Source organism: Pseudomonas sp. PA-1-3F (assembly GCF_021609665.1).
Classification (GTDB): Bacteria; Pseudomonadota; Gammaproteobacteria; order Pseudomonadales; family Pseudomonadaceae; genus Aquipseudomonas; species Aquipseudomonas paracarnis.
Genome location: NZ_WJZD01000025.1, coordinates 64,635 through 85,029, shown reverse-complemented (window position 1 = coordinate 85,029; position 20,395 = coordinate 64,635). Strand labels below are relative to the sequence as shown.

General features: G+C 58.0%; 16 protein-coding genes and 1 pseudogene. 13 read left to right on the top strand and 4 right to left on the bottom strand.

The window, feature by feature from the left end; all coding sequences use genetic code 11:
* Positions 1-6: 6 nt before the first annotated feature.
* The 5 genes from odhB to brnQ all read left to right on the top strand — a co-directional run bounded on the left by odhB (position 7) and on the right by brnQ (position 6,759).
* Entirely contained in the window at positions 7-1,230 is a 1,224-nt protein-coding gene (gene odhB, locus GIV26_RS18760) for a 2-oxoglutarate dehydrogenase complex dihydrolipoyllysine-residue succinyltransferase (protein ID WP_236281821.1), read from the top strand.
* 98 nt (positions 1,231-1,328) lie between these two features.
* Positions 1,329-2,765, top strand: coding sequence for a dihydrolipoyl dehydrogenase (lpdA, locus tag GIV26_RS18755; protein ID WP_005786578.1), 1,437 nt, complete (start codon positions 1,329-1,331; stop codon positions 2,763-2,765).
* 204 nt (positions 2,766-2,969) lie between these two features.
* Positions 2,970-4,136 (top strand): ADP-forming succinate--CoA ligase subunit beta, encoded by a 1,167-nt coding sequence (gene sucC / locus GIV26_RS18750; protein ID WP_003190011.1) that lies wholly within the window; start codon positions 2,970-2,972, stop codon positions 4,134-4,136.
* Positions 4,136-5,017 carry a succinate--CoA ligase subunit alpha gene (gene sucD, locus GIV26_RS18745; RefSeq protein ID WP_003190013.1) on the top strand — a complete coding sequence of 294 codons (882 nt, stop codon included), beginning with the start codon at positions 4,136-4,138 and terminating at the stop codon, positions 5,015-5,017. The genes sucC and sucD overlap by 1 nt, the downstream gene beginning before the upstream one ends.
* Before the next feature lie 428 nt (positions 5,018-5,445).
* On the top strand, positions 5,446-6,759 hold the full coding sequence (gene brnQ, locus GIV26_RS18740) for a branched-chain amino acid transport system II carrier protein (protein WP_197900603.1): 1,314 nt from the start codon (positions 5,446-5,448) through the stop codon (positions 6,757-6,759).
* A gap of 90 nt (positions 6,760-6,849) precedes the next feature.
* On the opposite strand, the gene GIV26_RS18735 is transcribed toward brnQ, so the two are convergent.
* A complete protein-coding gene (locus tag GIV26_RS18735; protein WP_236281820.1) occupies positions 6,850-10,611 on the bottom strand; it encodes a dermonecrotic toxin domain-containing protein in 3,762 nt (1,253 codons plus the stop codon).
* Positions 10,612-10,827: 216 nt separating this feature from the next.
* Between GIV26_RS18735 and GIV26_RS18730 the strand changes: the two genes are divergently transcribed.
* A complete protein-coding gene (locus tag GIV26_RS18730) occupies positions 10,828-11,568 on the top strand; it encodes a DUF599 domain-containing protein (protein ID WP_034127195.1) in 741 nt (246 codons plus the stop codon).
* An 84-nt stretch (positions 11,569-11,652) separates the two neighbouring features.
* Here GIV26_RS18730 and GIV26_RS18725 read toward each other — a convergent pair whose 3' ends face one another.
* On the bottom strand, positions 11,653-11,910 hold the full coding sequence (locus tag GIV26_RS18725; RefSeq protein ID WP_034127196.1) for a hypothetical protein: 258 nt from the start codon (positions 11,908-11,910) through the stop codon (positions 11,653-11,655).
* A 157-nt stretch (positions 11,911-12,067) separates the two neighbouring features.
* Between GIV26_RS18725 and GIV26_RS18720 the strand changes: the two genes are divergently transcribed.
* From GIV26_RS18720 to GIV26_RS18705, 4 genes are all read left to right on the top strand, one after another.
* Positions 12,068-12,544, top strand: a complete 477-nt coding sequence (locus tag GIV26_RS18720) for a PaaI family thioesterase (RefSeq protein WP_014717736.1) — start codon at positions 12,068-12,070, stop codon at positions 12,542-12,544.
* Entirely contained in the window at positions 12,541-12,993 is a 453-nt protein-coding gene (locus GIV26_RS18715; protein ID WP_057976708.1) for a PaaI family thioesterase, read from the top strand. Before GIV26_RS18720 ends, GIV26_RS18715 begins: the two co-directional genes overlap by 4 nt.
* A gap of 89 nt (positions 12,994-13,082) precedes the next feature.
* Entirely contained in the window at positions 13,083-14,987 is a 1,905-nt protein-coding gene (gene htpG / locus GIV26_RS18710) for a molecular chaperone HtpG (RefSeq protein WP_014717738.1), read from the top strand.
* A gap of 200 nt (positions 14,988-15,187) precedes the next feature.
* Positions 15,188-15,916: a dienelactone hydrolase family protein gene (locus GIV26_RS18705; RefSeq protein WP_060764489.1), complete on the top strand. Its 729-nt coding sequence runs from the start codon at positions 15,188-15,190 to the stop codon at positions 15,914-15,916.
* A gap of 99 nt (positions 15,917-16,015) precedes the next feature.
* Here the strand turns inward: GIV26_RS18705 and GIV26_RS18700 are convergent, their stop codons facing one another.
* Entirely contained in the window at positions 16,016-16,882 is an 867-nt protein-coding gene (locus tag GIV26_RS18700; RefSeq protein WP_236281818.1) for a pirin family protein, read from the bottom strand.
* 62 nt (positions 16,883-16,944) lie between these two features.
* Positions 16,945-17,361, bottom strand: coding sequence for an OsmC family protein (locus GIV26_RS18695; RefSeq protein ID WP_034127200.1), 417 nt, complete (start codon positions 17,359-17,361; stop codon positions 16,945-16,947).
* A gap of 139 nt (positions 17,362-17,500) precedes the next feature.
* Between GIV26_RS18695 and GIV26_RS18690 the strand changes: the two genes are divergently transcribed.
* The 3 genes and pseudogenes from GIV26_RS18690 to GIV26_RS27415 all read left to right on the top strand — a co-directional run bounded on the left by GIV26_RS18690 (position 17,501) and on the right by GIV26_RS27415 (position 20,245).
* Positions 17,501-18,523 carry an amidohydrolase family protein gene (locus tag GIV26_RS18690; protein WP_236281816.1) on the top strand — a complete coding sequence of 341 codons (1,023 nt, stop codon included), beginning with the start codon at positions 17,501-17,503 and terminating at the stop codon, positions 18,521-18,523.
* A gap of 96 nt (positions 18,524-18,619) precedes the next feature.
* Positions 18,620-19,390, top strand: a pseudogene (locus GIV26_RS27420) (MCP four helix bundle domain-containing protein); the annotation flags it as partial.
* Entirely contained in the window at positions 19,382-20,245 is an 864-nt protein-coding gene (locus GIV26_RS27415) for a methyl-accepting chemotaxis protein (RefSeq protein WP_405647825.1), read from the top strand. The pseudogene GIV26_RS27420 and the gene GIV26_RS27415, both read left to right, overlap by 9 nt.
* The last annotated feature ends 150 nt before the right edge of the window (positions 20,246-20,395 follow it).

Genomic DNA, 20,395 nt, shown 5'->3' with positions numbered 1-20,395 from the left:
CAGATAATGGCTATCGAAATCAAAGCCCCGTCATTCCCGGAATCGGTTGCCGATGGCACCGTTGCCACTTGGCACAAGAAACCAGGCGAGGCCGTCAAGCGTGACGACCTGATCGTCGACATCGAGACCGACAAAGTCGTTCTGGAAGTATTGGCCGAAGCTGACGGCGTGCTGGGCGCGATCGTTGCTGAAGAGGGCGCTACCGTTCTGTCGAACCAGGTACTGGGCTCGATCGAAGAGGGCAGCGCTGCTGCAGCGCCTGCTCCTGCCGCTGCTGCACCGGCTGCTTCGGCGCCTGCCGCTGCACCGGCAGCCGGTGGCGAAGATCCAATCGCTGCTCCGGCTGCGCGTCAACTGGCTGAAGAAAACGGCATCAACCTGGCTTCCATCAAGGGCACCGGCAAAGATGGCCGTGTGACCAAGGAAGACGTGGTTGCCGCAGTTGAAGCCAAGAAGAACGCTCCGGCTGCCGCACCTGCCAAGGCTGCAGTGCCTGCTGCCGCTGCGCCTGTGTTTGCCGCTGGCGACCGCACCGAGAAGCGCGTACCGATGACTCGCGTACGTGCCACCGTGGCCAAGCGCCTGGTTGAAGCTCAGTCGAACATGGCGATGCTGACCACCTTCAACGAAGTCGACATGACCGAAGTCATGGCCCTGCGTTCGAAGTACAAGGACCTGTTCGAGAAGTCCCACAACGGCGTGCGCCTGGGCTTCATGTCGTTCTTCGTGAAAGCGGCCACCGAAGCGCTGAAGCGCTTCCCGGCAGTCAACGCTTCCATCGACGGCGGCGACATCGTTTACCACGGCTACGCAGATATCGGCGTTGCCGTCTCCAGCGACCGTGGCCTGGTGGTTCCAGTCCTGCGTAACGCCGAGCTGATGAGCCTGGCCGAAATCGAAGGCGGCATCGCTGGCTTCGGCAAGAAAGCCCGTGACGGCAAGCTGACCATCGACGAGATGACCGGCGGTACCTTCACCATCACCAACGGTGGTACCTTCGGTTCGATGATGTCGACGCCGATCGTCAACCCACCGCAAGCCGCGATCCTGGGCATGCACAACATCATCCAGCGTCCGATGGCCATCAACGGCCAGGTCGTGATCCGCCCAATGATGTACCTGGCACTGTCTTACGATCACCGCCTGATCGACGGTAAAGAAGCCGTGACGTTCCTGGTGACCATCAAGAACCTGCTGGAAGACCCGGCTCGCCTGCTCCTGGATATTTGATTGGAGCAGCTTCAAGTTGCGAGCTGCAAGCTGCAAGTAAACGCAGTTTGGCTTGCAGCTTGTGGCTTGACGCTTGAAGCTAATAGAGGATCTATTTCATGACACAGAAATTTGACGTTGTAGTGATTGGTGCAGGCCCTGGCGGCTATGTTGCCGCCATCAAGGCTGCGCAACTGGGCCTCTCCACTGCTTGCATCGAAAAATACACCGACAAGGAAGGCAAACTGGCGCTGGGCGGTACCTGCCTGAACGTGGGTTGCATTCCGTCCAAGGCGCTGCTGGACAGCTCCTGGAAATTCCACGAAGCCCAAGACGGCTTCGCGATCCACGGCATCAACCATGCTGGCGTGACCATGGACGTACCAGCAATGGTCGGCCGTAAAGCCAACATCGTCAAAGGCCTGACCTCCGGCGTTGCGACCTTGTTCAAGGCCAACGGCGTTACTTCGATTCAAGGCCACGGCAAGCTGCTGGCCGGCAAGAAAGTTGAAGTCACCAAGCCAGACGGTTCGGTTGAAGTCATCGAAGCCGAAAACGTGATCCTGGCGCCAGGTTCGCGTCCAATCGACATTCCGCCTGCTCCTGTTGATAACAACGTGATCGTTGATTCGACCGGCGCCCTGGAATTCCAGGCTGTGCCTAAGCGCCTGGGCGTGATCGGCGCTGGCGTCATCGGTCTGGAGCTGGGCTCGGTATGGTCGCGTCTGGGCGCTGAAGTCACCGTGCTGGAAGCCCTGGACACGTTCCTGCTGGCGGCTGACACTGCAGTCTCCAAGGAAGCGCTGAAAACCCTGACCAAACAAGGTCTGGACATCAAGCTTGGCGCCCGTGTTACCGGTTCCAAGGTCAACGGCGAAGAAGTCGTGGTGACCTACACCGATAAAGACGGCGAGCAGACCATCACCTTCGACAAGCTGATCGTTGCCGTTGGTCGCCGCCCAGTGACCAATGACTTGTTGGCTTCCGACAGCGGCGTGAACATCGACGAGCGTGGTTTCATCCACGTTGACGATCATTGCGCTACCACTGTGCCTGGCGTCTATGCCATTGGCGACGTGGTTCGTGGCATGATGCTGGCCCACAAGGCTTCCGAAGAAGGCATCATGGTTGTCGAGCGCATCAAGGGTCACAAGACCCAGATGAACTACGACCTGATCCCATCGGTTATCTACACCCACCCGGAAATTGCATGGGTCGGCAAGAACGAACAGCAGTTGAAAGCTGAAGGCGTTGAAGTTAACGTCGGCACCTTCCCGTTTGCCGCTTCTGGCCGTGCCATGGCAGCCAACGACACCGGTGGTTTTGTCAAAGTCATCGCTGATGCCAAGACTGACCGCGTATTGGGCGTCCACGTGATTGGCCCAAGCGCTGCAGAACTGGTTCAGCAAGGCGCGATCGGCATGGAATTCGGCACCAGTGCCGAGGACTTGGGCATGATGGTCTTCTCCCATCCGACCCTGTCCGAAGCGCTGCACGAAGCTGCGTTGGCAGTGAATGGCGGCGCCATCCACATTGCCAACAAGAAGAAGCGCTAAGCGAGATAATAAGAAACCACGGCGGAGTTGCCCGTCGTGAGCCTTGCGCGCAAGACTCACCGCGGAATATCCGCTGGACGCAGCCTTGCGCAGCTTTACGGGCCATAAGCCCCGCAAGTTGCGCAAGCAGCAGTCACAGGTGGCGCGGCACTCATAATGAGCGCAGCGCCGAATGCGCAGTACCTAACGAAGACGGTAAAAAGCATGAATCTTCACGAGTATCAGGGTAAGCAGCTGTTCGCTGAATACGGCCTGCCAGTTTCCAAGGGCTACGCAGTAGACACCCCGGAAGCAGCAGCAGAAGCTTGCGACAAAATCGGCGGCAGCGAGTGGGTTGTCAAAGCCCAGGTCCACGCCGGTGGTCGCGGTAAAGCGGGCGGCGTCAAGCTGGTTCGCAGCAAAGAAGACGCCAAGGCCTTCGCACAGCAGTGGCTGGGCAAGCGTCTGGTGACTTACCAGACTGATGCCAATGGCCAACCAGTCACCAAGATCCTGGTTGAATCGTGCACTGATATCGCTAAAGAGCTGTACCTGGGCGCTGTCGTTGACCGTTCGAGCCGTCGCATCGTGTTCATGGCTTCCACCGAAGGTGGCGTGGACATCGAGAAAATTGCTCACGAAACCCCAGAAAAAATTCTGAAGGCCACTATCGATCCACTGGTTGGCGCTCAGCCATTCCAGGGTCGTGAACTGGCTTTCCAGCTGGGCCTGGAAGGCAAGCAAGTTGCCCAGTTCGCCAAGATCTTCGTAGGTCTGGCCAAACTGTTCCAGGATCACGATCTGGCCCTGCTGGAAGTGAACCCGCTGGTGATCAAGGCTGACGGCGATCTGCACTGCCTCGATGCCAAGATCAACATCGACGCCAACGCCATGTACCGTCAGCCTAAGCTGAAGACTTTCCACGATCCGTCGCAAGACGATCCGCGCGAAGCGCACGCTGCCAAGTTCGAACTGAACTACGTAGCCCTGGAAGGTAACATCGGCTGCATGGTCAACGGTGCCGGCCTGGCCATGGGTACCATGGACATCGTCAACCTGCATGGCGGCAAGCCAGCCAACTTCCTCGACGTAGGTGGTGGCGCTACCAAGGAACGCGTTACCGAAGCGTTCAAGATCATCCTGTCCGACTCCAACGTCGCCGCAGTACTGGTCAACATCTTCGGCGGCATCGTTCGTTGCGACATGATTGCCGAAGGCATCATCGGTGCAGTGAAAGAAGTCGGCGTTAAAATCCCGGTTGTTGTTCGCCTTGAAGGTAACAACGCTGAACTGGGCGCTAAAGTACTGGCAGAAAGCGGTTTGAACATCATCGCGGCTACCAGCCTGACCGACGCTGCTCAACAAGTTGTCAAAGCTGCGGAGGGCAAGTAATGAGCGTCCTGATCAATAAAGACACCAAAGTTATCTGCCAGGGTATTACCGGTTCGCAAGGTAGTTTCCACACCCAGCAAGCCATCGAATACGGCACCCAGATGGTTGGCGGCGTAACTCCAGGCAAAGGCGGCACCGAGCACCTGGGCCTGCCCGTGTTCAACACCGTGAAAGAAGCAGTAGAAGCCACTGGCGCCACCGCCAGCGTGATCTACGTTCCAGCTCCTTTCTGCAAGGACTCGATCCTGGAAGCGGCATTCGGCGGCATCAAGCTGATCGTCTGCATCACCGAAGGCATTCCTACCCTGGACATGCTGGACGCTAAAGTTAAGTGCGACGAACTGGGCGTAGTCCTGATCGGCCCTAACTGCCCAGGCGTGATCACCCCAGGCGAATGCAAGATCGGCATCATGCCAGGTCACATTCACTTGCCAGGTAAAGTCGGTATCGTTTCCCGTTCCGGCACCCTGACCTACGAAGCTGTCAAGCAGACCACTGACGCCGGTTTCGGTCAGTCGACTTGCGTCGGCATCGGCGGTGACCCGATCCCAGGCTCCAACTTCATCGACATCCTGAAGCTGTTCCAGGAAGACCCGAAGACCGAAGCGATCGTGATGATCGGTGAGATCGGCGGTTCGGCTGAAGAAGAAGCGGCTGCCTACATCAAGGCACACGTGACCAAGCCGGTTGTTTCCTACATCGCTGGTGTGACTGCCCCTGCGGGCAAGCGCATGGGCCATGCTGGCGCAATCATCTCTGGCGGCAAAGGCACTGCAGACGAGAAATTCGCTGCACTGCAAGACGCAGGCGTTAAAACCGTGCGTTCGCTGGCAGACATCGGCAAGGCCCTGGCCGAGCTGACCGGTTGGGCTGTCAAGTAAGCCTCGCGCTTAGCTGACGCTTCACCACACAAAGGCCACCTTCGGGTGGCCTTTGTGCATTCTGGATATAGCCAGATTGACGAATGTGCTCGGTTCAATGTGGGAGCTGGCTTGCCTGCGATACAGACAACTGGGTGCATCAGCCAAACCGAGTCGATGCCATCGCAGGCAAGCCAGCTCCCACAGGGTTCTGTGTTGCCCAATTAAGTATGAAAACGCGACATTCAAATGTCGCTTATCGGACAGTTCGCCCCGCAACAGTGCGTTTGTCAGCCTGATTCTGTACTCTAGCCGCCTCTTTATGCGTCCGCGTCCCAAAAGGAAGCTGCGCGCTAGACCGGTCGGTCCCCACAAGGGCCGGCAGCATTTCCCTCATCCATAGGGAAGCCCTCTCTAAATTCCGATTCAGTAGTGTGGTATTTCCTCAAATGAAAGTGTTGAAAAGCCAGGATATCCTGGCGCTGGGCTTTATGACCTTTGCCCTGTTCGTGGGCGCCGGCAACATCATCTTCCCGCCTATCGTGGGTTTGCAGTCCGGGCCGCATGTGTGGATGGCGGCGCTGGGCTTCCTGATCACCGCAGTCGGTTTGCCGGTGGTCACCGTGATCGCCCTGGCCAAGGTCGGTGGTGGCATGGACGCGCTGAGCAGCCCGATTGGCAAGATTGCCGGTGGCCTGCTGGCGGCAGCGGCCTACCTGGCAGTGGGCCCGCTGTTTGCGACCCCACGCACCGCAACAGTATCGTTTGAAGTGGGCCTGGCGCCCTTGACCGGTGAAAGCCCGTTGGCGTTGTTCCTCTACAGCTCGGTGTATTTCCTGGTGGTGTTCTTTGTCTCCCTGTATCCAGGGCGACTGCTGGACACCGTGGGCCGTTTCCTGGCGCCGCTGAAGATCATCGCCCTGGCTATCCTCGGCATCGCTGCGTTTGCCTTGCCCGCCGGTGAGGTGGGGGTTGCCACCCCGGAATACGTTGTCGCGCCGTTCTCCCAAGGCTTTATCAATGGTTACCTGACCATGGATACCCTGGGCGCCTTGGTGTTCGGCATTGTGATCGTCAACGCTATCCGCTCCCGTGGCGTCGAGTCGCCCAAGCTGATCACCCGTTACGCGATCATTGCCGGGCTGATTGCCGGCGTGGGCCTGGCACTGGTGTACGTCAGCCTGTTCCGTCTGGGTTCGGGCAGCCATGCCGTGGCCGCGGGTGCCAGCAATGGCGCGGCGGTACTGCACGCCTATGTGCAATACACGTTCGGCTCCCTGGGTAGTGGTTTCCTCGCCGTGCTGATTTCCCTGGCATGCCTGGTGACCGCCGTGGGCCTGACCTGTGCCTGCGCCGAGTACTTCAGCAAGATCCTGCCGCTGTCCTACAAGACCCTGGTGGTGATCCTGGCACTGTTCTCGCTGTTTGTGTCCAACCTGGGCTTGACCAAACTCATTGCCTTCTCGATCCCGGTGCTGACCGCGATCTACCCGCCGTGCATCGTGTTGGTGGCCTTGAGCTTCTGCAAAGGGTTCTGGCAGGAACAGGGCCGTATTGTCGGCCCGGTGATGCTGGTGTCGTTCATCTTTGGCTGCATCGACGCACTCAAGGGTGCGGGCCTGGCGGGTTGGATGCCTACGCAACTGGTAAACCTGCCGTTGAGCGAACAAGGCTTGGCGTGGCTGGTGCCGTCGGTGATGACGCTGGTCGTGGCCGTGGTGATTGACCGTATGCTGGGCAAGCGCAGCGAAGCGATCGCTTAAAACCGCTGACTTATACGCTGCAATTAAAAAGCCCCGGATCAAATGATCCGGGGCTTTTTTTGTACGCAGTGCCAAGCCAGGCTGCCTGTTTCAGGGTATCGGGAACTTGCTCTTTGTCGAATCCACTCCCATGTTCCTCAAATATTCCTGGGCGGGCCTTAAATCGCTTTTTTTGGGTAGATAGTGTCCAGAGACATCGGAAAGGTGGAATTTCCCGAAGGCGTCTTTCCTTATATAGCCTGCGCTGACTACCTTTTCTGATTGGCCACTGCCAGCACCGATTTCCGCGATGGCAGGATGTGATAGCCATTTTGGCGGTGCACTTTTGTCGATAGTACCGATGATCAGTTGGTTGTCTTGAGTGAAGACGAACTTGCTGACTGTATCGGGTTTCAATACAACCTTCAGGTCATCCGGCTTTGTGATGCGAACCAGTTCCGCTCGGGCCGCTCGGGGGTTCAATGCCGCTCCGGCCAGATGCAGCTCGGCGTTCAGGTCACGAGCCCTGGTATTGACCAGCACTGCAAGTGGTTTTCGAATGGGCGGCTCTATTCGCGAACTGCCGGAGGTGGAGGAGCTGCTTGCAGGCACTAGGTTTTCCGCCGAGGAGGCAGAATGAGGCTGCGGTAGGGGGGCTAGCGTTTGAGGTAGTTTGGCGCCTCCCGGCAAACCGGTTAGCACCCATTCGCCGTTCCCTTTGTTCAAAAGCGTAGCCACCCGACGCTTTGTCTCGGGGTTTATAACGTTTACAAATCCTGATTCGAATTTGAACGCTGGGCTTATTTGATAGACCCTGCTCACGTCTGAGTTATCGGTGTAACGGATCAACCATTTTTCACCGACTTGTTGTGGCCCGGTGGCGCTGAGCGGTTTTCCTGCCAGTAGCTGATTATCCAGTGCGTGCGCGGCGAGGTCCCCACGGTTCTGTACAGGGTGGGCCGGGTTCGGCAATTGAGTCGGGATGCTTGAGGGGCGGCCGGCCGATATCGACGTACCCGGAACCGGTACGACGTGACCGCTTGGCGTACCGTTTGTACCTGCCGTGATTGTCAGTCGCTGTTGGAGCGTGCGCCCAGGGGTTCTGAACACTGGGCGCAACGGGGTCCTTTTGAGTAAAGGGATACCCGACGCAGCCATGGCGAAGTCGTTGTACACCGCCCCCCAGCGTCCCGGTTGGGTGAGGAGCTTGGGCAGGCTTTGTCCGGGTGTACGCAACGTTCTTAGCGCAGCCTTGGAGAGCCTGTTGGTGGCTGACATACCAGCGTTGACCGGGATGAGGCTTAGAACGAATTGGGCTATGTCTGCGGCGAACATTAATTTGTTGGCTGTGGATCGGGCCGATATCTCTGCGCTGGTTGTCATCCCAACCGACGCTCTCCCTCTGAGTAACCCCACCTCCTGCATGTACAGGTTTTCAGTGATGCTACCTTTGAACGGCTTCAGCCGGATGCCCGCTTCATGGTCGGCCGCGAATTTCTTGAGCCACGTGCCGAGCTGAGGCAAAAACAGGGTGTCGTGAATATTGTATCGATCAACAGGTGATACCCGCTGATCCATGTAGGACATCCACTCGGACGTGTTCAGCAGCGTGTTAAGTTGATCCTCGTCCACAATTTCTCTGAAAGGACGTCCGTCGGGAGCATCCGGGCTGTACAGCACCAGCGAGGGGTGGTTGGTCGGTTTGATGACCATCATGCCCTGGACGGGTTTGCCATTCAGGACCACTCTATGCGAGACGATGGACGCACCATTCACGATTGGCCAGGTGGTGGAGTCGCTATGCTCAAGTGTCGCTTCGATCCATTGTTCGGCGATTTTTTGCCTGTTCAGATAGGCGTCGGGATCCAGGCTGGTGATGAACGCGTCCTTGGCCATCCTTGTCTTCAGATGGTTTTTCCACGCGTCGGGCAGCACCCTGGCTTCGTCGGAGGTGGCAGTGGGGCTGAGTTTGTCATCCAGTAGTTTGAGGTATTTGCCGCCCACATCGGTTTGGCTGATCAGGTCCTCGAGAAACGGCTTATCCAGGGTCAGCAGGTATTTTCCATTGGCACTTACGACGCGAGCGGCCCAGGTGCTCGTCGGCGAGCTTTCATGCCATGGCGTTGTGTTCATGAGCGTCAGGTCGGTAAGCGATCGGGTGTGGATCTGCGGCTTTGGCGCGTTTGCGGAACCTAAAAGGCCGCGATTGCTCGACTGCTGTGTGGTCATCTGAACCATCACGTGGTCAGGGTCTATTTCCTCGTGCTGGTAGCGGTCCGGCAGCTTGGCTTTCAACGCCTGGGCCAGCAACTGTTTGGCGAAAATGTTGGGGTCCGGGATGTTTGCCAATAGCGCTTGCAAGTGCGTAAGGCTTGTATCCTGTGCTTCCTCCAGCTCCCTATAGCTCGTTTCTTGTTGGGGAGTCAGTTCTTTAAGCCATTGTGGCTGCAGTTTGTTGTGCAGTTGCTCATTGCGTGCGAGCAGGGCATTACTGCCATCGAAATGCAGTGAAAGATCCGCTGCATCATTGATGGTTTCGACAGTTTGGGCAGAGAGCAACGACGGTGTGCGAGAGGAGCCAGCTTCGGCTTGCGCTTGGGCGAACCCGGCCCGCATGGTTTCATTGACCTCGTCAGCCTGTCGCTGCAACAACTGGGGAAAGGTTTGTGCCACGACGTCGCCGCAGACGGGGGCGAACCCCAGCATTAAATCATCACCCCACGGAGGGTTTCGACTGTGCTCTACCGACACCGGTAGACTTTTGAGTAGCAGGTTGGCCTTCTCGTCATCATTATCGATTCTCTGCATCAATGCTTCGCGGGCTTTGCCAGGGCTCGCGAACTCCTCGAAACCGTCCCCGGGGGTATAAAGCACTACAGGCCCGGTGGTGTCATCCAGCCCGATATTACGGGTGTCACTTGCGGTGTAAGGTGCCTCGGCCGACGAGCCGTCGCTGCGAGTGATAAGAAAACAACCGGCTAAAAATGCGCCGTTGGCGGAGTTGTCATCTATCCGGATCGGATACACCCCAGGCCGATCCCCTGCGGGAAGTTCGCGCTCGCGTGCTTCAAGGGTGGGGTACTGAAAGGCGGTGTCGATCAGCTTTTTGCCAGCCTCGCTGAGGGTTCCGTCTTCAACCCGCAGGGCTGCCTCCGTGGAAAGCATTTGCCGATGCAGGGCGAGCAGTTGGGCTGATCGTGATGGCTGCTTGGGGGAGCCTACGGGTGATCTTTTCCAGTAGCTACTGAGCGCGCCTGAAAAGCGGGTTGCGATATCGTATGCAAGCGTCAGCAGGGAACCCTGATGCTCCAGTCTGGTTTGGGGAGCACCCGCAGGTCCGTCAATGTAAAAGCCCGTTTGTAAGTCGGCACTGTGCTCTTCAGTGTTGGGCGTGCCAGTGACGGCGTTTATGTGGACTTGCGCGACTTTTTCGAGCAATGCCTCCGATAAGGTTTGCGTAGAAATCAGCACGGGCTCTGCCGGCGGCTGTTTTCGATAGGTGTTGACGTGGATAATGTTCGGGTCGATTGATGTGAGCTGGGGAAAGGCTTTTTTCAACTGAGCCTGGGTGAAGCGTTGGAATGTCATCTGCTGACTGAGTAAATCAATAATTTTCTGGTTGTACGCCTGATGCTGCTCAATCAATTGGGATTGCGCGGCGACTGCGTTCGGCCCTGTATCATTGGCAACGACTGGCTTTATGCCGGCTACTTGGATTTTGATCCGATCATCCGTGTCCAGTCCCAACGGCTTGGGCTGAAGGTGATGCGATAAAAGTGGGTGTTGCGTTGTCGATTCAGAGGCTGTGCCCACGGACAGTTGGATCGCTTGCGGCGCAGGTGTTTGGCTGACAGAGAGAGAAGTTGAGCGCATTTAACATCCTAAGGATAGATATGCAGTTCCTTCCGCCTGAGAAATGATCAAGGCTTCGTGCCCTGGGGCCAACTAAGTGAGTGGAGGCGTCCTATTGGTTCCGAGGCCGAACTCATGTACATCTGGAAACAGGAATTCTCATAAAAGTCAGGTAGTACGGCCGGGGTTTTGATATTTGTTGCACAACTCACCGGGCTCACATTTAGAAGGACCCGCATGTCGTTCGTCGAAACCAATCAAGTCCACCTGCTTGCCGCCCTGTGGTTCATCCTGTGCTGGGGCGGCTATACCCGTTACGCCACCTGGAAAGCTCGAGATACGGCCTGCCTGGCCAGCGTGTTGCACCTGTACCGTGAAGACTGGATGCGCCGCATGCTGTTGCGCGATAACCGCATCGCCGATGCCAGCGTGATCGGCAATCTGGAGCGTAATGCCTCGTTCTTTGCCTCCAGTACCTTGATCATCCTTGCGGGTATCCTGACCGTGCTCGGTGCTTCGGAGCGGGCGGTGTCGTTGCTGGCAGACATTCCGATGGTGCAGCAGGCGTCCCAGGGCATGTCGGAGGTCAAGTTGCTGTGCCTGGCCCTGGTATTTGTCTATGCGTTTTTTACTTTCAGCTGGTGCATGCGTCAGTACAACTTCGCGGCGGTGCTGGTGGGCTCGGCGCCGATGATTGGTGAACGACATGTGTCGGAGCAGGAGCGCAATGCATTTGCCTTGCGGGCGGCACGGGTGATTTCGATGGCGGCCAACCAGTTCAACTTTGGCCTGCGTGCGTATTACTTCGGCATGACCATGCTGGCCTGGTTTGTCAGCCCCTGGTTGTTCATGTTGATGAGCAGTGGGGTGGTGTTGGTGCTGTACCGCCGCGAGTTCCATTCCGATGTATTGCAGGTGATGGTGTACACCCCGACCGATATGCCAGCAGTCGACGCTGTAAAAGAGGGCGCATCCTAGCGCTGGCAGCAAATCCTGGACAAAGAAAAGCCCGCTTAGTCAGCGGGCTTTCTTTTTGCTGCAATACAGCTTCAAACCCTGCGATTACTGCTTGGCAGGTTCTGCAGGTGCAGCAGGTGCAGCTTCTTTTGCAGCAGCTTCGTTCGATTCGGCCTGAGCTTTGGCAGCTTCGGCGTTTTCTTTCGCAGCGTCGTTCACTTTATCCTGTGCTTTAGCCATATCTTGCTGAGCTTGCTCAGCATGTGCAGCAGCGTCTTGGGCTTTGTCTTCGGATTTCTTGTCGCAGGCAGCCAGACCGAGAGCAGCGGCCAGCATCATGGAAATAGCTAATGTCTTACGCATGGGGTGTTTCTCCTTATTGAAGATATCTACTGGCCTTTCGAACCCAAGGGGCCAGCATTAGTTCCTTATGTCCCACAGATATATAGCATGTTTCGTACAGGAACTTTACCCAGTCATTCCAATCCGCCGAATTCACACTAATAAGAGTCTAAAAACAATGACCGTAAACCCTTTGTTGGAGCGTGCCGTGCGCTTCGTTTCGGCCCTGCGCCATTGCCAGGTGCTGGGTGTGGCGGTGCATGAAGCCAGCGAGGAGGGCATGACCCTCGTACTGCCTTATGGGCCGCATATTGTCGGTGATCCCCTGACCGGGGTGATCCACGGCGGCGCGCTGACCTCCTTGATGGACACCGCTTGCGGCATGGCGACCCTGTGCGTATTGCCCGAGTTCGAGGTGTGCCCCACCCTGGACCTGCGTATCGACTACATGCATCCCGCCGAACCCCATAAGCCGGTGTATGGCTTCGCGCAATGCTACCGGGTCACCACCGACGTGATCTTCACCCGTGGCGTTGCCTATCAGGATGACCCGCAACAACCTATCGCCCATGTGGTAGGCACGTTCATGCGCATGGGCAAGCGCCTCAAAGGCACTCAAGGCTTGGGCACTGTCATCAAGGGAGAACAGGCATGAGGCATCGGTTCAAGACGCGCCTGGAGCAAGCCCTCGACCGTGGCAACTACGATGCGCTGCTCGAGCTGGTGCCCTATGCCAGGCTGATCGGCATCGAATGCACCCGCCTGGGGGATGAGTTGCTGTTTCGCCTGCCGGCCAGCAAGGACAATATTGGTAACCCCATATTGCCAGCGTTGCATGGCGGGGTGATCGCCGGCTTCATGGAGCTGGCAGCCGCCATGCACCTGCTGGTGTTCACTGGCGCTCCGGGCCTGCCGAAAATCATCGACTTCTCCCTGGATTACCTGCGCGCCGGCCAGTTTCGGGACACCTATGCCAAGTGTCAGGTATGGCGCCAGGGCCGGCGCGTGGCCAACGTGGCGATTACCGCTTGGCAGAGCACGCCGGCCGAACCGATTGCCACTGCCCGGGCACATTTCAAAATTGAGGAATTGGTCCGCCCTTGAAATCCTGGTCTTAGTCCCCAACTTTGATGACAACCCGCCGCCAACCCTCAAGGGCGCGGCCACTGCCATCCAATTGGAGTTTGATGACCATGAGTGTGGAAACTCAAAAGGAAACCCTGGGCTTCCAGACCGAGGTGAAGCAACTGCTGCACCTCATGATCCATTCGCTGTATTCCAACAAGGAAATTTTCCTTCGCGAATTGATCTCGAACGCCTCTGACGCTGTCGATAAATTACGTTTCGAAGCCCTGTCCAAGCCTGAGTTGCTGGAAGGCGGCGCGGAACTCAAGATCCGTGTGAGCTACGACAAAGACGCCAAGACCGTCACCCTCGAAGACAACGGTATCGGCATGAGCCGTGACGATGCGATCACCCACCTGGGGACCATCGCCAAGTCCGGCACCGCAGATTTCATGAAGAACCTGTCGGGCGACCAGAAAAAAGACTCTCACCTGATCGGCCAATTCGGCGTGGGCTTCTATTCGGCCTTCATCGTCGCCGACAAGGTTGAAGTATTCAGCCGCCGCGCCGGCCTTGACGCCAGCGAAGGCGTGCACTGGGCTTCCAAAGGCGAGGGCGAATTTGAAATTGCCACTATCGACAAGGCTGACCGTGGCACGCGCATCGTGCTGCACCTGAAAGCCGGTGAAGACGAATTCGCCGATGGCTGGCGTCTGCGCAACATCATCAAGAAGTACTCCGACCACATCGCGTTGCCGATCGAATTGCCCAAGGAGCAGACCGTTGCCGAAGGCGAAGAAGCCCCTGCGGTGGAGTGGGAAACCGTCAACCGCGCCAGCGCCCTCTGGACCCGTCCGCGTACCGAGATCAAGGACGAGGAATACCAGGAGTTCTACAAGCACATCGGGCACGACTACGAGAACCCGCTGAGCTGGAGCCACAACAAGGTTGAAGGCAAGCTCGAATACAGCTCGCTGCTCTACGTACCGGCCCGTGCTCCGTTCGACCTGTACCAGCGTGAAGCGCCAAAAGGCCTGAAGCTGTACGTGCAGCGCGTGTTCGTAATGGACCAGGCGGAATCCTTCCTGCCGTTGTACCTGCGCTTTATCAAAGGTGTGGTCGACTCCAACGACCTGTCGCTGAACGTGTCGCGGGAAATCCTGCAGAAAGACCCGATCATCGACTCCATGAAGTCGGCGCTCACCAAGCGCGTACTCGACATGTTGGAAAAGCTGGCGAAGAACGAGCCTGAGCAATACAAGAGCTTCTGGAAAAACTTCGGCCAGGTCATGAAAGAAGGCCCGGCAGAAGATTTTGCCAACAAGGAAAAAATCGCCGGTTTGCTGCGTTTTGCCTCGACTCAAGGCGAAGACGGTGAGCAGGTTGTGTCCCTGGCTGACTACCTGGCACGTGCCAAGGAAGGTCAGGACAAGATCTACTACCTGACCGGCGAAACCTACGCCCAGGTCAAGAACAGCCCGCACCTGGAAGTCTTCCGCAAGAAAGGCATCGAAGTGCTGCTGCTGACCGACCGTATCGATGAGTGGCTGATGAGCTACCTCACCGAGTTCGACGGCAAAACCTTCGTCGACGTGGCCCGTGGTGATCTGGACCTGGGTAACCTGGACTCCGAAGAAGAGAAGAAAGAAGCCGAAGAAGTCGCCAAGTCCAAAGAGGGCCTGGTTGAGCGCATCAAGGCTTCCCTGGGCGAAGCGGTGAGTGAAGTGCGGGTTTCCCACCGCCTGACCGACTCTCCTGCGATCCTGGCCATCGGCGAGCAGGACCTGGGCATGCAAATGCGCCAGATCCTCGAAGCCAGCGGCCAGAAAGTGCCGGATTCCAAGCCCATTTTCGAATTCAACCCGTCTCACCCGCTGATCGAGAAACTCGATGGCGAGCAGAGCGAAGAGCGGTTTGGCGACCTGTCGCACATCCTCTTCGACCAGGCCGCCCTGGCAGCCGGCGACAGCTTGAAGGACCCGGCCGCGTATGTGCGCCGACTGAACAAGCTGTTGGTTGAATTGTCGGTTTAACACCGTTGTAGAAAAACCCGCTTCGGCGGGTTTTTTCGTTCTGGCTCTACTGTAGGAGCGAGCTTGCTCGCGAAGAACGTCAACGATAACGCGCAAATGCTGAATGAGCGCGGTGATCTCACGTTTTTCGCGAGCAAGAACTAGGCGTCCCCCTCGCTCCTACAGGGAGCATCGTCAATCCATCTGAATTGGAGAAAATGATGAGCCAAGTCACTGTACGTTCCGTGGTCTATCAGATTGATGGCCAGTCTTATGAAAGCCGTCTGGCATTCGATGCCAGCCACAAGGGCCCGTTGCCGGGACTGCTGATGGCGCCGAACTGGATGGGCGTGAGTACGGGGGCCGAAGAGATTGCGAAGGCCGTTGCCGGCAAAGGCTACGTGGTGCTGATTGCCGACCTCTACGGGCAAAACGTACGTCCTTCAAATGGCGATGAAGCGGGCGCGGCGATGATGCCGTTGAAGAATGATCGCCCGTTGCTGAACAAGCGCATGCAAGCCGCCTTCGAGCAACTGCAAGGCCAGGTTGAAGCCGCGGTGGACACGTCCAAACTGGCCACCTTCGGCTTCTGCTTTGGCGGTTGCTGCTCCCTGGAACTGGCCCGTACCGGCGCGCCGCTGAAGGCTGCCGTGTCGTTCCATGGCACTCTGGATACACCGAACCCCGCAGACGCGAAGAACATCAAGGGTTCAGTGCTGGTGCTGCATGGCGCCTCGGACCCGTTGGTGCCCAAAGAGCAACTGCCAGCGTTCGAAGATGAAATGAACGCGGCGGGTGTGGATTGGCAGTTGCTCAGCTACGGCGGCGCGGTGCATTCCTTCACCGACCCCCATGCCAATGTGCCGGGCAAGATGATGTACGACGCCAAGACCGCCGCACGGGCTTTCCAGTCGATGCATAACTTGTTGGATGAAGTGTTCAAGGGCTGATTTCTCAGCGCCTGATCGGACGCCATCGCAGGCAAGCCAGCTCCTACATTCTAAAATGTGTATACCCATCAAATGTGGGAGCTGGCTTGCCTGCGATAGCTATTTCACAGGCAACTCGATTCTTTCTGACTCCCCCGGCACAGTCGGCCAATCCCCAGCCGCCCAACGCTGTCTCGCCTGCTCGATCACAGCCGGGTCGCTCGCCACAAAATTCCAGTTGATCCGCCGTGGCCCATCCAGCGGTGCCCCGCCAAATACCATCAGGTGGCAATCACTCTCGGCATACAGAGTCATCTCCTGCCCAGTCGGCAATACCACCAAGCTGTTGACCTCCAGGGCTTCACCGTCCAATTGCACCTCACCCTCCAGCACATACACCGCGCGTTCCTCATGTTCATCAGGAATCAACAGGGTGGTGGCGGTTTGCATCTGTACTTCGGCATACAGCGTCGGCGACAGCACCGGCACCGGTGATCTGAGGCAAAAACCATCACCGGCGATCAAGCGCACCTGCACGCCGAGGTTATCGCTCATCGGCAAGCTTGCGGCTGGGTGGTGGCTGTAGTGTCCGGGCCCGGTCTCGTGGTCCTTGGGCGAGGCCAGCCACACCTGCAGGCCATGCAGGTTGAAACCCCTGGCCTTGACCGCTTCAGGTGTGCGCTCGACGTGGGCAATCGCGCTGCCGGCGGTCATCCAGCTGACATCGCCGGCTTGCACCACCTGGTCCGAGCCAAGGCTGTCCTTGTGCTGCAAGGTGCCTTCAAACAGGTAGGTGAGGGTGGACAGGCCGATGTGGGGATGCTGGCGGATATTCATGCCGTTACCCGGTGCGTAGCGGGTCGGCAGCATATGGTCGAAAAATACAAAGGGACCGACGCTGCGGCATTCACGTGAGGGCAGGGGCCGCAGGATAGGCTGGCCTTCTACATCTTCGGGGTGAGGGCGAATCACGGTGAGGGTGGTCATGGGCATCCCAGTCTGAGCGGGTTGGATGCTTTGAGCATAACCCGCTCGATGGGAAGTTGGGGCTATTGGCTGAAGGCGCCTTCCGACAATTTCGTCTCGATAGTGACTTCGGCGGTGGTCATCAGCTTATGTACCGGGCACTTATCGGCCACGCGATGCAGTTCATCGCGCTGGGCGTCGGTGAGTACGCCCTTGAGGGTCAGCTTGACGTTGAGTTTGTATTTACCCTTTTGCTCTTCGTCGCTGTCGTGAGTGACCTCCACGGTCACGCCGGTCAGCGGGATATCTTTTTTCTGCGCGTAGAGCCTTACGGTCAAGGCTTTGCACGACGCCAGCGCAGCATCGAAATAATCGTGGGGGGAGGGCGCCGAATCGTCACCGCCCAGGCTCTTGGGCAGGTCGGTAAACAGCTCGTGATTATTGATATTCACGCTGTGACGGAAGTTTTCAGCGTTCAGCGTATTAACGGTAACAGGCATGGCAAACCTCATAAGGGCGCAGGATGAAGGTCATGCAGTTATAGAGCATGCTGGCACCCCAGTGTTCCGGTTTTTTCCATGCTGAACCCTGAAGGCTGGCGCAAGGTCTACCCGTTTCAACCCTTATTGAGGTTTTACCGTGTCTGGAGCCCGCCTGAGTCTTGCCTTGTTGCTCGCCGCCAGCAGCCTTGTCGCGCAGGCCCGTGACTATGCCTACAGCGACGCGCACCTGCACTACGTGGATTTTTTCCAGGAAACCGCCGGCATGGACAAGCTGCTCAAGGCCATGGCGGACAACCGCATTGAGCACGTCATGATTTCCGGGATTCCCGTGGCCAAGAAATGGCACGAAGACGAGCCCAAGCGCCCGCGCTATTACGCCGGTGACGACGCCGATGCCTATTGGTACAGCGCCACGGATGTGATCGTCGCGGCGGCGGTCAATAAACTTTCCCCCGAGCAACGCCAGCACTTTCATCCTTTCCTCGCCGGTTTCAATCCCAACGACAAAAACTCCGCCGCCCACATCCAGCGTATGCTCGACCTCAACCCAGGGCTGTGGCAGGGCATCGGTGAAGTGTTCACCCGGCACGATGACCTTACCGCCCTGACCTCCGGTGACACCCCGCGCGCCAATAACGAAGCCATGACGCGCATTTACCACCTGGCGGCCGAAAACGACCTGCCGGTGATGCTGCACTCCAACATCACCTCCAAACGTGAGCGCAACCCGCTGTACCTGGCGGAAGTCGAGCAGCCGTTACGCAATCACCCGCACACGCGTTTTATCTGGGCTCATGCCGGTACCAGCAAGGAAATTCACCGTCATCAGGTGCAGATGGACTTTTTGTTGCCTACCCTGACGCGCCTGCTTGAGGCGTACCCCAACCTGTATATCGACCTGTCCTGGAGCATGCTCACGCCCTATCTGCTGGATGACGCCGGCAAGCCACGGCCGCAATGGGTTGCGCTGGTGGAGCGCTTCCCGGATCGCTTCATGCTCGGCTCCGATGTTGTGGGGCGCTTCAATAAGTTGGGCAAAGAGATGCGCCGTTTCGATCCTTTCCTCGATGCGTTGCCCGAAGACGTTGCCCACAAGGTTGCGCGCGACAACTTCCTCGCCATCCTGCCCAAGCCGCATCGCGATGGCGACGCGCCTTGATATCGCGTTTTGATCTTACGCCAATGACCTGAGGTGCCGATAACGTCCAAGAGACCCGCTGCAGGTGGATGCAGTACTTTTGGAAGGAACCCTGGCATGAATATCCGCAGTTTGAATATCGCCCCTCGCGCCGGCCTGGGCTTTGGTGTGCTGGCGTTGATGGTGTTCGTCTTGGGCGGCTTTGCCCTGTTGCAGATGGCCAATATGCGCCAGCAGTCGGACCAGGTGGAGACCAACTGGCTGCCCAGCGTGATGGCGGTGGGGGAGATGAACCAGGATGTGTTGCGCATTCGGGCGCTGACGTTGCGCTTGCTGGTCAACCGCGACCCCCAGGCGGTGGCGCAGAACGAGCAGAAAATTGCCGAGATCAAAACCGGTTTGCACCACGCTGAAGGCGTGTACGAGGCATTGATCGTCTTGCCTGAGGAGCGCGTGCTGTTTGATCGCTTCAAGGTCGAGGAGCAGCAGTACCTGCAACGCCAGGAGCAGGTGGTGGGCTTATCCAAGGCCAATCGGCTGGAGGAGGCCATTGCGGTGGTCAATGGCGAAATGAATCAGATGGCTGACCAGATGGCCGTGACGCTGCGTGAGTTGGTCAATCTGAACAAGTCCAGCGCCAACGAGGCCGCCCGGCTGGCACAGCAGGTGTTCAGCCAGTCGCGGGTCTGGGTGATGACCATGATTGGCGTCACGGCGTTGGTCACGATTGGCCTGGCGGTGTGGCTGACACGCAGCATCGTGCTGCCGCTGGCACAGTCGTTGAAAGTGGCCCAGGGCGTTGCCAGTGGCGACTTGACGGGCGACATCAGGCTCAGTGGCAGCGACGAGCCGGCGCGCTTGCAACAGGCGCTCAAGCGCATGCAGGAGAGCTTGCGCGACACTATCCGGCGCATATCAGAATCGTCGAACCAATTGGCGTCGGCCTCCGAAGAGCTCAGTTGCGTCACCGAGGATGCGACCCGTGGTTTGCACCAGCAGAACCAGGAAATCGAACAGGCGGCCACGGCAGTCAATCAGATGACGGTGGCGGTGGAGGAGGTGGCGAGCAATGCCGTGGCCACTTCCCAGGCGTCTCGCGAATCCGACCGGATTGCCCAGCAAGGGCGTGAGCAGGTGCAGCAGACGGTGGTGTCGATTGAAGCCCTCGCGACCGATGTGACCGCCAATGTGACCCAGGTCGAAGCGCTGGCGCAAAAGGTCTATGGCATCAGCACAGTGCTGGATGTGATTCGCTCGATTGCCGAGCAAACCAACTTGCTGGCACTGAACGCGGCGATTGAAGCGGCGCGAGCGGGGGATGCCGGGCGCGGGTTTGCGGTGGTAGCCGATGAAGTGCGGGCCTTGGCCCATCGCACGCAACAGTCGACCCAGGAAATCGAGCAGATGATCAGCGGGATTCAGCAGGGCACCGACCAGGCTGTCAGCTCGATGCAGCAGAGCAATACACGGGCGCGCTCTACATTGGATCTCGCCAAATCGGCGGGCATGGCCCTGGAAGAGATTGCCTCGGCATTCACCTTGATCAACGAACGCAACCTCGTGATTGCCAGCGCGTCGGAGCAGCAGGCGGCGGTGGCTCGGGAGGTGGATCGTAACCTGATGAATATCCGCGACCTCGCGCACCAGACATCGACCGGGGCCAACCAGACCAGTGCAGCGAGTCAGGAGTTGTCGCGGTTGGCGGTGGATCTGAATTCGATGGTGGCGCGGTTTTCGGTGTAGGGCGGGGAACCGGGTTGGCCCAGCCGCAGGCAAGCCAGCTCCCACACTGGACCGTATTCCTCCAGGATGAACGCGGTCGAATGTGGGAGCTGGCTTGCCTGCGATGAAGGCGACGCGGTTTCAAATCAAACGCAAAAAAAAGCCCCGAAC

Excerpts from the sequence above, each read along its gene's own strand:
- GIV26_RS18700 (WP_236281818.1), bottom strand. The coding sequence starts at position 16,882 with ATGACCACCCTCACCGTGATTCGCCCTCACCCCGAAGATGTAGAAGGC.
- GIV26_RS18705 (WP_060764489.1), top strand. The coding sequence starts at position 15,188 with ATGAGCCAAGTCACTGTACGTTCCGTGGTCTATCAGATTGATGGCCAG.
- odhB (WP_236281821.1), top strand. The coding sequence starts at position 7 with ATGGCTATCGAAATCAAAGCCCCGTCATTCCCGGAATCGGTTGCCGAT.
- GIV26_RS27415 (WP_405647825.1), top strand. The coding sequence starts at position 19,382 with ATGCAGGAGAGCTTGCGCGACACTATCCGGCGCATATCAGAATCGTCG.
- GIV26_RS18715 (WP_057976708.1), top strand. The coding sequence starts at position 12,541 with ATGAGGCATCGGTTCAAGACGCGCCTGGAGCAAGCCCTCGACCGTGGC.
- sucC (WP_003190011.1), top strand. The coding sequence starts at position 2,970 with ATGAATCTTCACGAGTATCAGGGTAAGCAGCTGTTCGCTGAATACGGC.
- GIV26_RS18735 (WP_236281820.1), bottom strand. The coding sequence starts at position 10,611 with ATGCGCTCAACTTCTCTCTCTGTCAGCCAAACACCTGCGCCGCAAGCG.
- brnQ (WP_197900603.1), top strand. The coding sequence starts at position 5,446 with ATGAAAGTGTTGAAAAGCCAGGATATCCTGGCGCTGGGCTTTATGACC.
- GIV26_RS18725 (WP_034127196.1), bottom strand. The coding sequence starts at position 11,910 with ATGCGTAAGACATTAGCTATTTCCATGATGCTGGCCGCTGCTCTCGGT.
- lpdA (WP_005786578.1), top strand. The coding sequence starts at position 1,329 with ATGACACAGAAATTTGACGTTGTAGTGATTGGTGCAGGCCCTGGCGGC.
- GIV26_RS18695 (WP_034127200.1), bottom strand. The coding sequence starts at position 17,361 with ATGCCTGTTACCGTTAATACGCTGAACGCTGAAAACTTCCGTCACAGC.
- sucD (WP_003190013.1), top strand. The coding sequence starts at position 4,136 with ATGAGCGTCCTGATCAATAAAGACACCAAAGTTATCTGCCAGGGTATT.
- GIV26_RS18720 (WP_014717736.1), top strand. The coding sequence starts at position 12,068 with ATGACCGTAAACCCTTTGTTGGAGCGTGCCGTGCGCTTCGTTTCGGCC.
- GIV26_RS18730 (WP_034127195.1), top strand. The coding sequence starts at position 10,828 with ATGTCGTTCGTCGAAACCAATCAAGTCCACCTGCTTGCCGCCCTGTGG.
- htpG (WP_014717738.1), top strand. The coding sequence starts at position 13,083 with ATGAGTGTGGAAACTCAAAAGGAAACCCTGGGCTTCCAGACCGAGGTG.